The 11,753-nt window shown below is 36.9% G+C and carries 10 protein-coding genes; 1 reads left to right on the top strand and 9 read right to left on the bottom strand.

Going from position 1 to position 11,753, the window contains the following annotated elements; all coding sequences use genetic code 11:
- Positions 1-6: 6 nt before the first annotated feature.
- The 8 genes from hslV to folP all read right to left on the bottom strand — a co-directional run bounded on the left by hslV (position 7) and on the right by folP (position 8,492).
- Positions 7-540, bottom strand: coding sequence for an ATP-dependent protease subunit HslV (gene hslV / locus P3F81_RS04510; protein ID WP_147667998.1), 534 nt, complete (start codon positions 538-540; stop codon positions 7-9).
- Between the two features lie 20 nt (positions 541-560).
- A complete protein-coding gene (trmFO, locus tag P3F81_RS04505; RefSeq protein ID WP_147667996.1) occupies positions 561-1,871 on the bottom strand; it encodes a methylenetetrahydrofolate--tRNA-(uracil(54)-C(5))-methyltransferase (FADH(2)-oxidizing) TrmFO in 1,311 nt (436 codons plus the stop codon).
- Complete coding sequence (gene topA / locus P3F81_RS04500) at positions 1,871-4,105, bottom strand: type I DNA topoisomerase (RefSeq protein ID WP_147667994.1); 2,235 nt, start codon at positions 4,103-4,105, stop codon at positions 1,871-1,873. Before topA ends, trmFO begins: the two co-directional genes overlap by 1 nt.
- A complete protein-coding gene (gene dprA / locus P3F81_RS04495; RefSeq protein ID WP_147667992.1) occupies positions 4,102-5,196 on the bottom strand; it encodes a DNA-processing protein DprA in 1,095 nt (364 codons plus the stop codon). The genes topA and dprA overlap by 4 nt, the downstream gene beginning before the upstream one ends.
- Before the next feature lie 99 nt (positions 5,197-5,295).
- Positions 5,296-6,408 (bottom strand): MGDG synthase family glycosyltransferase, encoded by a 1,113-nt coding sequence (locus P3F81_RS04490; protein ID WP_147667990.1) that lies wholly within the window; start codon positions 6,406-6,408, stop codon positions 5,296-5,298.
- Positions 6,409-6,446: 38 nt separating this feature from the next.
- Complete coding sequence (gene folK / locus P3F81_RS04485) at positions 6,447-6,926, bottom strand: 2-amino-4-hydroxy-6-hydroxymethyldihydropteridine diphosphokinase (RefSeq protein WP_147667988.1); 480 nt, start codon at positions 6,924-6,926, stop codon at positions 6,447-6,449.
- A complete protein-coding gene (gene folB, locus P3F81_RS04480) occupies positions 6,923-7,291 on the bottom strand; it encodes a dihydroneopterin aldolase (RefSeq protein WP_147667986.1) in 369 nt (122 codons plus the stop codon). The genes folK and folB overlap by 4 nt, the downstream gene beginning before the upstream one ends.
- Complete coding sequence (gene folP / locus P3F81_RS04475) at positions 7,284-8,492, bottom strand: dihydropteroate synthase (protein ID WP_147667984.1); 1,209 nt, start codon at positions 8,490-8,492, stop codon at positions 7,284-7,286. Before folP ends, folB begins: the two co-directional genes overlap by 8 nt.
- Before the next feature lie 138 nt (positions 8,493-8,630).
- Between folP and P3F81_RS04470 the strand changes: the two genes are divergently transcribed.
- Positions 8,631-9,683: a nicotinate phosphoribosyltransferase gene (locus P3F81_RS04470; RefSeq protein WP_147667982.1), complete on the top strand. Its 1,053-nt coding sequence runs from the start codon at positions 8,631-8,633 to the stop codon at positions 9,681-9,683.
- Between the two features lie 46 nt (positions 9,684-9,729).
- Here the strand turns inward: P3F81_RS04470 and ligA are convergent, their stop codons facing one another.
- Positions 9,730-11,748 carry an NAD-dependent DNA ligase LigA gene (gene ligA / locus P3F81_RS04465; protein WP_147667980.1) on the bottom strand — a complete coding sequence of 673 codons (2,019 nt, stop codon included), beginning with the start codon at positions 11,746-11,748 and terminating at the stop codon, positions 9,730-9,732.
- Positions 11,749-11,753: the final 5 nt, after the last annotated feature.

The following is an 11,753-nucleotide window of genomic DNA, read 5'->3' as shown; positions in this document are numbered from 1 at the left end:
TCCCTCCTATTCTAACTCTTCCACAGTAATATGGTGATTTGTAAACACACAAATATCAGCCGCTATTTCTAAAGCCTCACATGCTATTTCAGACGCTGTTAGCTCAGAATGTTTTACCATCCCCCGTGCGGCCGCAAGCGCATAAGCCCCACCTGAACCAATTGCTGTTACACCATCATCTGGTTCTATTACTTCACCATTTCCTGATAAGATAAACATTTTTTCACTATCTAATACGATAAGCAAAGCTTCTAATTTTCTGAGTACACGATCTGTACGCCAGTCTTTAGCAAGCTCCACAGCTGCGCGCATCAAATTCCCATTAAATTCTTCTAATTTAGTCTCAAATTTAGAAAACAAAGTAAAAGCATCTGCTACTGAACCAGCAAACCCAGCTAAAACTTTACCATGATACAATCTTCTTACTTTTTTTGCATTATGCTTCATTACTGTATTGCCGCCAAATGTTACTTGACCATCTCCAGCAATTGCAGTTTTTCCTTTATGTTTAACCGCTACAATCGTTGTTGCATGAAACATATTTTCGCCCCCAGTACGATTTATTCTAAACTATCTTTAAATTTCTGCAAACTTGCTAATGCCCTCATTGCAATTGTACGATTTTTTTCCTTTTTATCACGAATTCTTTCACCCAGCGGTGGTAACAATCCAAAATTCACATTCATCGGTTGAAATTTTTTACTTTCTGCCTGTGTAATATAATGGCATAATGCGCCATGTGCTGTATCCTCTGGGAAAACAACTGGTTCCTTTTCTTCCATCAAACGCGCCGCATTAATTCCTGCTATCAAACCACCTGATGCTGACTCAATATATCCTTCGACCCCTGTCATCTGTCCAGCAAAGAAAATTTTTGCGTTAGATTTTAATTGTAAGGTAGGACTTAACACCATTGGAGAATTAATAAACGTATTACGATGCATTACACCATACCGCACAAACTCCGCTGTATCCAAACCCGGAATCAACCCAAATACTCTTTTTTGCTCTGGCCATTTTAAATGAGTTTGAAATCCAACGATATTATATAAACTTGCTGCATAATTATCCTGCCTTAGCTGCACTACGGCATAAGGTTTTTCGCCTGTTACTGGATGCTCTAACCCAACTGGTTTCAATGGGCCATAACGAAGCGTATCTATGCCGCGACTTGCCATCTCTTCAACAGGCATACATCCTTCAAAAAAAATCGCTTTTTCAAAATCTTTCGTCGCTGTTCTTTCAGCATTGACAAGCTCATTCCAAAAAAGTTCATATTCTTCTTTATTCATTGGACAATTGATATAGTCCGCATCACCTTTTCCATATCTAGAGGCTTTATAAGCTCTATCCATATTCAAAGATTCATAAACAACAATCGGTGCAGCTGCATCATAAAAATACAAGTATTCTTGCCCTGTTAATTTAGCAATTTCTTTTGACAGCAAATCGGAAGTAAGCGGACCACTAGCAATAATCATTGGAGAATCCGTTTCAATTATATGTTTTACTTCCTCATTTATTATATTGATACGCGGATGGTTTATGATCTTTTCTGTAATATATTTACTAAAACCTTCACGATCAACAGCCAAAGCACCACCAGCAGGCACTCTGTTGGCATCAGCAGCTTCCATGATTAAAGAATCCATTTGACGCATTTCTTCTTTTAGCAAACCCACTGCATTTTCGAGACCTGCCCCACGTAAAGAATTGCTACAAACCAATTCAGCAAAATTCTCCGTATGATGTGCTGGAGTAGAAACCTTAGGTCTCATTTCATATAAATCTACATCTATTCCTCTTTGTGCAATCTGCCAAGCAGCCTCACTGCCAGCTAGACCCGCACCAATTATAATTACCTTCGCCACTACTTTTCCTCCGCTTTCTTACGCGATGTCTTTTTCGTTGACTTTTTCTGCGTCGTCTTTGTTTTTCCTGATTTTTTTGAATTATCTAAGGCTACATCTGCATTTTCTTTTTTCTCAGCTTGTTCTTGCGTTTTCTTTTTATTTTTTTCTAGCTCTTTATTAATCGGATGATCTATTCTTGATGTACACTCTTCATTACTACAATAAGTAATAAATCGACCATTTTTATAATTGTGCTTTAACATAAAAGCACCACAAACTTCACAGTTTTCTTTTAACGGCATATCCCAGCTAACAAAGTCGCATTCCGGATAGTTTTTACACCCATAAAAATGCTTTCCGCGTTTACTACGCCGTTCAACAATTGCCCCTCCACATTTTGTACAAATAACCCCTGTATCTTTTAATAAAGGTTTTGTATTTCTACACTCAGGAAAACCAGGACATGCTAAAAATTTTCCATACCGTCCTTGCTTTACAACCATCATTCTGCCACAATGCTCACATGGAATGTCTGAAATTTCCTCTGGAAGTTCGACATGCCCAATTGCTTCTTCAGCATGCTCAAGCGTTTTCGCAAATGGCTCATAAAATTCTTCTAACAATTGATTTTTATCAATTTTTCCTTCTGCAATCTCATCTAACTGATTTTCTAACCCTGCAGTAAATTCCGCATCAACAATTGTTTCAAAATACTCTTTCAGCATATCTACAACGACAAAACCAAGTTCTGTCGGTTCAAACTTCTTATCTACGCGGACAACATAGCCTCTTCCTAAAATTGTTTCAATAATGGGTGAATAAGTACTAGGTCTACCAATTCCTTTTTCCTCAAGCGTTTTTACTAAAGATGCCTCATTATAGCGCGGAGGTGGCTCAGTAAAGTGCTGTTTAGGTAAAACCTTTTGCAATTTTATTACTTGATCTATCGCTAACTCTGGCAAAGTAACATCTTTATCTTGCTCTTTTGATTCTATATATACCGCTCTAAAACCCGGAAATTTTAGCTGTGATCCTGTTGCTTTTAGACCATATTTTCCTGCTGAAATTTGAATTGTTAATGTATCGTAAATCGCTGGTGCCATTTGACTGGCAACAAAACGCTCCCAAATTAAGCGATACAATTTGTATTGATCTTTTGATAGGTATTTTTCAATGCTATCCGGCGTATAGATTATACTTGTCGGACGAATTGCTTCATGCGCATCCTGTGATTTCTTTGTAGAATATACAGGGGGTTTTTCTGGCAAGTATTCTGCACTAAATTCTGCATTCACATAATCTCGTACCTCTTGCTGTGCAAGATCAGATACGCGTGTAGAATCCGTACGCATATAAGTAATCAAACCCACTGGCCCTTTGCGCCCCAGCTCTAACCCTTCATAAAGTTGTTGCGCTAACATCATCGTTTTTCTTGATGTAAAACCAAGTTTTCGTGATGCATCTTGCTGTAAACTACTCGTAATAAATGGTGGCAATGCTTTTCGTTGTCTTTGGCGCTTCTTTACTTCCTTTACAACGAATGTTTGCTTTTCTAAAGCATCGCAAATCTCAGTTGCTACCTTTTCATTATTTACCGCCAACTTTTCTCCGTCAATGGTAATTAATTCCGCATCAAACATCGGGCTTTTTACTTTTTCACGTAGTTTCGTATCAATTGTCCAATACTCTTCAGAAATAAAACTTTGGATTTCTTTTTCTCGATCGCAAATCAATTTTACCGTTACAGACTGAACCCTACCAGCGCTCAATCCTTTACGAACTTTTCTCCACAACAAAGGACTCAATTTATATCCGACAATTCTATCTAACATTCTCCGTGCCTGTTGTGCATCGACTCGATCTATATTAATCGGTCGTGGTGACTTTACAGCATTTTGAATCGCAGGTTTTGTTATCTCATTAAATACAATACGGCACTTTTCATCTTCGTCAACATTTAAAATATGCGCTAAATGCCATGCAATAGCTTCCCCTTCACGGTCTGGGTCAGATGCAAGAAATACTTTATCAGCGCTTTTCGCTGCACTTTTCAGCGATTTGATTAGATCTCCTTTACCTCGAATATTAATATACTTAGGGCTAAAATTATTTTCAACATCTATCCCAAATTGACTTTTTGGCAAGTCACGTAAATGCCCCATTGAAGCTTTAACAACATAATTTTTCCCTAAATATTTTTCAATTGTCTTTGCTTTTGCCGGAGATTCTACAACCACTAATACTTTACTCACAAAACGCCCTCCTCAACGGTCCGAACATAACAATGCGGCGCACATTCTTTTACTAAGCCGCGCAACTCTAATTGCAATATCACGAAAGCAATATGCGAAGCACTACTTCGTGTTCTTAAAATAATGTCTTCTATCGTTAAAGGCCTATCCTCGCTTAGCGTTTGATAAACCAATTTTTCTTCTTCGGACAATTGCAATACATCTTCTTTTTTTAATCTATATTGTATCGTATACTCATTTAAAATATCTTTCGCATCTTCAATTAATTTTGCACCCTGTTTAATTAAAGTATGGCAACCACCACTTAAAGGTGAAAAAACACTTCCTGGAACAGCAAAAACATCACGCCCTTCGCTTAAAGCGAATTCCGCTGTAATCAAAGACCCGCTTTTTACAGCTGCTTCAACCACTACAACCCCATTAGATAGTCCACTAATAATTCGGTTACGAGCCGGAAAATTTTTTGCCAGTGGTGCTGTCCCTGGTGCAAATTCTGATACAATTGCACCACCTTTATCTACAATCTCACAAAATAGACTGCGATTTTCTGCTGGATAAACAATATCTACTCCACATCCTAATACCGCAATCGTTTTTCCTTTAGCATCTAAAGCACCTCGATGTGATGCTGTATCAATCCCTCGTGCCGCCCCACTAATTATAGTAACGCCTGCTTTTGCTAAATCTTTCGCTAAACTTTCAGCAACATTTTTCCCATAAGGTGACGCTTTTCGTGCACCAACAATCGCAATATTGTTCTCATTACAAGTAAAATTGCCTCGATAATATAAGAGCATAGGTGGATGAAAAATTTCTTTTAGCCGACTTGGATAGGATTCTTCAAAATAACTACATAATTTAATCTCTTGTTTTTCCCATTTTTCCGCTAAACCTTCGACAACGTCCAGTTTTTTCCTCTGAGAAAATAAACATTCACAGTCTGATTGAGTAAGACATTTGCTTGCTACAATATCACTATTGTCCGCCTGCCAAACACTTTTCGCACTGCCAAAGTACTCAATTAAACTCCGTAATTTAGCGTTACCAATTCCCGGAGTCATTTGTAATGCTGCTAAAAAAATCTTTTCCAATATCTACACCACCCATATAGAATCTAAAAAGTACGAAGTATAGAATATGGGTAATTATAGCACATAGGAATATTATAATACAACGAAACCAATAAAAAACTATGAAAAATTCTGAGAAATACACTCTATGATATGTTTTGCTGCATTCGGCTTTGCTATAGCCTGGGAATTTTCCCGCAGTTCTTTTAATCTCGCAGCATTATTTGCCAACAAAAATTTAATAAAACGACTTATTTTATTAATATCTTTTATAATATATCCAACCTCTGCAGTTTCAATAAATTTCGCATTATAATTTTCTTGCCCTGGGAAAGGGCGATAGATTAACATTGGAAGGCCTTTACATAAAGCTTCTGCAATTGTAACTCCCCCAGCTTTTGTAATCATTAAATCAGAAATAGACATAAACTGGTGAATAGATTGAACAAACTTAAATGTTTTAATATCATGGCGACTTGATTTGACGCATTGCAGCTTATTATACAAGATATTATTATTGCCCGCAACAGCAATCACTTGTAACGGAATATCAATCATTTCAAATTCCCTCAAAATTTTTTCCATTGGCAAAAGTCCAGCACCGCCACCCATAATCAAAATTGTCGGTTTATCCTCCACAAAATTTAAATCCTTGTAAATCTTCTTTTTCTCTACCTGTTCAAGAAAAGATTGCCTAACTGGAATTCCTGTAGTATATACTTTTTCCATCGAAAAATTATCAAATACTTTATTTGAAACTAATCCTTCATGTGCAATAAAAAACAAATCAGTATTTTGATTAAAACATAACCGATGTACAGCAAAATCCGTAATCACCGTGGCGCTCATTAACTCTATATACTTCTCTTCTTTTAAATAACTGACAAATCCTGCTGGTATCGCATGTGTAGCAATAATGCAGTCCGGCGAATAATCACGAATATAATGTAGTAATTTTTTTGAAAATACTTGATTCAACAATTTTTTCCCATACAATGCCCACTTATTATCATTCCCCCAAGCATATGCTTGATCATACACTTGAGGGAATGATTTTAAACTATATAAATATAAACCCAAAAGAAAATTTTTACAAATCTCAGGAATAAAAGTAAGTACATCATATTCAACAATACAAATATCATCTAAATCATTTAAGCTTTCATGAATTGCTTGTGCCGCTTTTACATGACCAGCCCCAATAGAAGCACTCAAAATCATGATTCGTTTCATATTGCGTACGCTCTCCTTAATCTACTTTTAAGAATATTCTATCCAAAATAGAGCGTAACATTACTACTATCTGGGCACTGCATTAGCAAATTTTTCACAGTCATTCCATCTGAAACTATAAAATCTCCTGCAATCTCTGCCATGGGTACTAAAACAAATTTTCGCAAAGCAAAAAAGGGATGGGGTAGTGTCAACCGTTCTGTATGCATTGCTTCATTATTATATGAAAGCAAATCAATATCAATAACTCTTGGCCCCCAACGCAATTCTCTCGTCCTCCCCATTCGACTTTCAATTGTTAAGCAAACATCTAATAATTCTTCCGGAAAAAGCTTCGTTTCAACTACTATCACTGCATTTAAAAAATCATCCTGCTCTTTTACTCCATATGGTTCAGTTTCATAAATTGATGAAATTTGCCTTACTATAATATCATTATGATGATTTAATAATTCAATTGCTCGCATAAGATTTTGCTTACGATTTCCTATATTCGATCCAAGACCTAAAAAAATCATTCTGCTTTGCGGTCCCGAATTGATTCTACTTGAACAAAATTTATCGGTCCTGCAATAGGTACCCCATATTTACGGACTCTGACAACTGCCTTTGCTACAACTGGACAGGCTTCTAAAATTTTATCTGCCATATGCATAGTTAACGCTTCCAATAATTGAAAACGCTTATTTTCTGCAATATCTTTCACCAATTGATATACATGAATGTAATCAACACCTTTTGTTAAATCATCCGTCTGAGCAGCTGTAATATCATTACAGTACATTTCTATATCATAGTAAAATTTTTGTCCTTGCTCCCGCTCATATTCATATACCCCGTGGAATCCATAAAACATTACATTGTCAATTAAAATCTTATTCATCTCTGCCACTCCTCATCATTGCATCTAACATTTTTAAAGTTCGTTTTACTTCCTTTACATCATGCACTCGATGAATTTGCACCCCTTTTTGTCTTCCTAATGCAGCTGTAGCAATGGTCCCTTCTACACGTTCCTCTACTGGCAAATCCAAAACTTCACCAATAAACCGTTTACGCGAGGTTGCAAGAAGGACTGGGCAATCCATCAGCTGTAGATCTTCTAAGTGATTCATCACATACATATTCTGTTGAAAATTTTTTGCAAACCCAATTCCCGGATCAATAATAATATTTTCTTTCTTTAAGCCATTTTCTAATCCAATTGCGATGCTTCTTTCAAAAAAACTTCGCATATGATACATAATACCATCTGGATATTGCATATCAACATGATTATGCATAACAACAACTGGCACATTATACTTTGCAGCAACTTGCGCCATCTTTTCATCTTGTTGCAATCCCCAAATATCATTAATCATGTGCGCTCCACATTTTAAAGCAGCTTCAGCAACATTCGCCTTATATGTATCAACTGAAATTGGAACTTTACAATAGGGATTTATATATTCTAATATTGGCAATAATCTTTCTAATTCCTCTTTTTCCGTAACTTTTTCCGCGCCTCCATATGGTCGTGTAGATTCCGCCCCAATATCAATAATATCAGCTCCCGCCTCTTGCAAAGCTATTACTCTTTCCTTTGCACTTTCTTTTCGATTAAATCTTCCACCATCAGAAAAAGAATCCGGCGTTACATTCAAAATCCCCATAACTAAACTATTTGTATCATTAATTTCTAAAGCGCGATCTGACCATTGATAATTCCGATAAGGTAAAGCTTTGCTTTTCATTAAAATATTCTCAATTTGCTGCGCAAGTTTTGCTAATCCCCAAGGTTGAACTTTTAGCTGTGCTAAAGCAACTTTATATTGTTTTAATGTTGCAAAAATGATTACATCTGTATATTCTGCACTAAGATCAACCGTTTTACGTGAGACAGCAACATCTCCTCCTTTTCCTAAAAAAGTTTGCTTCAATATATTTGCTGCTTTTGTTCTAATTTTTTTTATTTTTATTACTTTAAATACGCTCTTTGGACACAATATATGTAATCCCATTTCATCGCAGTTAATTTTTTTTAATTCTTCCCATGATTGTGCTTCATTCTTAAAATCAAGAATCGTAATATCTGTTTCCATTTCAGTCCTCCTATTGATTACAAATGCGATTTTATTGTATCATAATTAAAACTACTTAAATAGAAGTTTTCTTTCTTTTAAACTAAATATTCTCTTAGCAAAGTATATTATTAAAAATCTAACCAGGAGGAACTCATAATGAAAACTAGACATAATCCAAATACATTCATATTTCCTGTAGAACAAATAAAATCTGGGTATTACAGTGATGTGTACTTTCTACGTACACAAGAAATTTTAAATGCTGCTCAATATCATCCACGTATAATGATGCAAATTTTTCAACGCGACCATGCAATTCTCTGTGGAATTGATGAAGCAATTGCATTAATTAAGCAATGTGCATACCATCCTGACACAATTAAAATTCATGCGTTACACGACGGTGATGAAATTGCACCTTGGGAAACAATCATGACAATTGAAGGCGATTTAGCTGATTTCTCTCATCTAGAAACTCTTTATTTGGGAATTCTTGCACGCCAAACAAAAATTGCAACAAATGCACGAAAAGTTGTTAAAGCTGCAAATGGTAAACCTGTACTTTTCTTCCCATCACGCTTTGATCATTACACAGTACAAGAATCTGACGGATATGCAGCCAAAATTGGGGGTATGCAGGGAATTTCTACACCAGCAAATGCAAAAACATGGGCGATTGAAGCTGCCGGGACAATCCCACACGCTTTAATCGCTGCATATCAAGGCGATACAGTAGCTGCGACGAAAGCATTTGATCATTACATCGATCCTTCAATCCGTCGTGTTGCTCTCGTCGATTTTAACAATGACTGCGTTGGTACAAGTCTAGCCGTAGCAAAAACACTAGGCGACCGATTATATGCAGTAAGACTTGATACATCAGATAAGATGGTAGATAAGTCAATTCATGAACAAATGGGAAGTTTCCCTCCTACTGGCGTAAATCCACAATTGGTTCACAATGTCCGCAATGCTTTGGATAACGAAGGATTTGACCATGTAAAAATTATGGTCTCTGGTGGATTTAACGAAGCGCGCATAAAACAATTTGAAAAAGAAAATGTTCCCGTAGATGTATATGCGGTAGGAAGCAGTATTTTTAAAACGAATGTTGATTTTACGGCTGACGTTGTTATGGTCGATGGAAAGCCTTGCTCAAAAGTAGGTAGGAACTACAATCCAAATCCACGTTTAGAAATTGTTAAGTAAATTGCAAAAGGGTGCATGAACATAAAAGTTCATGCACCCTTTTGCTTTAATTTTCTTCTACCATTTTCATAAATGCAGCTTCGTCAATAATCGCGATTCCTAAATTCGCCGCCTTGTCGAGCTTGCTTCCCGCTTCTGTTCCGGCAAGAACGTAATTCGTTTTTTTACTTACCGAACCAGAGACCTTGCCTCCCCTATTTTCAATCATCTCAGCTGCTTCTTTTCTCGTTAAAGTCGGCAACGTTCCTGTTAAAACAAAAGTTACCCCAGCAAAATTCTGCGCCACTCTATGTTCAACTTTTTCAGCGGTCATTATTACGCCTCTACTTTTGAGTTTTTCAATTAATTCAATGTGTTTGAGTTGATTGAAGTAAGTTACTACGCTTTGCGCAATTTTCTCACCGATATCTTCAAGCAAAATAAGTTCGTCTACTGTTGCCCTTTGCAATGAAACAACATCGCCAAATTTTCTGGCTAAAGTTGCTGCTGCTTTTACACCGACAAACCGAATTCCAAGTCCAAATAAAACACGAGATAAACCCGCTTTTTTACTTATCTCAATTGACTGAAGTAATTTCGCCGCTGATTTTTCGCCCATTCGCTCTAAATTGACCAATTGTTCTCGCGTCAATTGATATAAGTCCGCAACATCTTCAATTAAATGAGATTCTAATAAATTGCTGACAACCGCAGGCCCTAGCCCTTCAATATTCATTGCATCTCTCGATACAAAATGAATAATTTTTCCCCGGATTAATGCTGGACAATTTTCGTTTGTACACCGATAAGCGGCTTCATCTTCCACACGTTTTGCTTCGCTTCCACAAACCGGGCATAAATGCGGCATAACGAAAGGGACTTCTTTACCTGTACGCTTTTCAGTTAAAACGGTAAGAACCTCTGGAATAATTTCTCCCGCTTTATGAATTAACACCGTATCACCAATACGAATATCTTTTTCTTTGATATAGTCCTCATTATGCAAAGTAGCTCGACTAACTGTAGAGCCTGATAGTAATACTGGCGTTAAATCTGCCGTAGGCGTTAACACCCCTGTACGTCCAATACTAATAATGATATCTTCAACAACAGTTACTGCCTGTTCTGGTGGAAATTTATATGCAATTGCCCAACGTGGATCTTTTGCTGTTGCTCCAAGCAGCTCCTGTGCAGCTAAATCATTAACCTTCATTACCATTCCATCAATCGCAAATGGTAAATCGTTGCGTTTATCAGACCAGCTTTGGCAATATTGTGCAGCTTCATCAATATCACTGGTCACTTTATACATCCGATTAATTTTAAAGCCCCAAGCTTCAAGACATTTTAGCATCATCTCATGAGTAGAAATTTCAATGCCTTCATGCGCTCCTATTCCGTATAAAATCGAATCTAATGACCTTTTAGCCGCTTCTTTAGGATCAAGCTGTCTTAATGAACCAGCTGCTGCATTCCGCGGATTTGCAAATAAAGGTTCGTCATTTTCTTCCCGCTGCTCATTTAACCGAATAAACGATTCTTTGGGCATATATACTTCACCGCGCACCTCTAAAAATTGCGGAATTTCTACCTTATCTTGATGAAGTTCCAGTGGTATTGAACGAATCGTTTTAATATTTGCAGTTACATCTTCACCAGTAACTCCATCTCCCCGCGTAGCCGCACGTACCAACTTGCCATTTTCATAAACAAGATTAATTGCCAATCCATCAATCTTATGCTCAATGACGTATTCAATTGCTTGTGTAGTATCTAATCCATTTTGCACCCGTTTATGAAAGTTCAATAATTCCATTTCTGAAAAAACGTTTCCTAAACTACGCATTGGCGTAAAGTGCGTGATTTTTTGAAACCCTTCAGCCGGCTGCATACCAACACGTTGCGTTGGTGAATTTTCAGTAACTAAATCCGGATACTTTTCCTCTAATTCCTTAAGTTGTTTAAACATCATATCATACGTATAATCATCAATTTCAGGAGCATCTAATACATGATATCGGTGCATATGATAATTAATTTTTTCTCTCAAACTGGTAATTTCTTTTTTTGCCTGCTCGCGGTTCATTTTGC

The organism is Selenobaculum gibii (assembly GCF_030273445.1).
GTDB classification, from domain to species: domain Bacteria; phylum Bacillota; class Negativicutes; order ICN-92133; family ICN-92133; genus Selenobaculum; species Selenobaculum gibii.
The sequence above is the reverse complement of the archived record's forward strand: the minus strand, read 5'-3'. Positions and strand labels throughout refer to the sequence as shown.

What these genes read in the sequence shown, in the direction of transcription:
- hslV (WP_147667998.1), bottom strand. Translation starts at nt 540, where the DNA reads ATGTTTCATGCAACAACGATTGTAGCGGTTAAACATAAAGGAAAAACT.
- P3F81_RS04490 (WP_147667990.1), bottom strand. Translation starts at nt 6,408, where the DNA reads ATGAAACGAATCATGATTTTGAGTGCTTCTATTGGGGCTGGTCATGTA.
- folK (WP_147667988.1), bottom strand. Translation starts at nt 6,926, where the DNA reads ATGATTTTTTTAGGTCTTGGATCGAATATAGGAAATCGTAAGCAAAAT.
- folB (WP_147667986.1), bottom strand. Translation starts at nt 7,291, where the DNA reads ATGAATAAGATTTTAATTGACAATGTAATGTTTTATGGATTCCACGGG.
- folP (WP_147667984.1), bottom strand. Translation starts at nt 8,492, where the DNA reads ATGGAAACAGATATTACGATTCTTGATTTTAAGAATGAAGCACAATCA.
- P3F81_RS04470 (WP_147667982.1), top strand. Translation starts at nt 8,631, where the DNA reads ATGAAAACTAGACATAATCCAAATACATTCATATTTCCTGTAGAACAA.
- ligA (WP_147667980.1), bottom strand. Translation starts at nt 11,748, where the DNA reads ATGAACCGCGAGCAGGCAAAAAAAGAAATTACCAGTTTGAGAGAAAAA.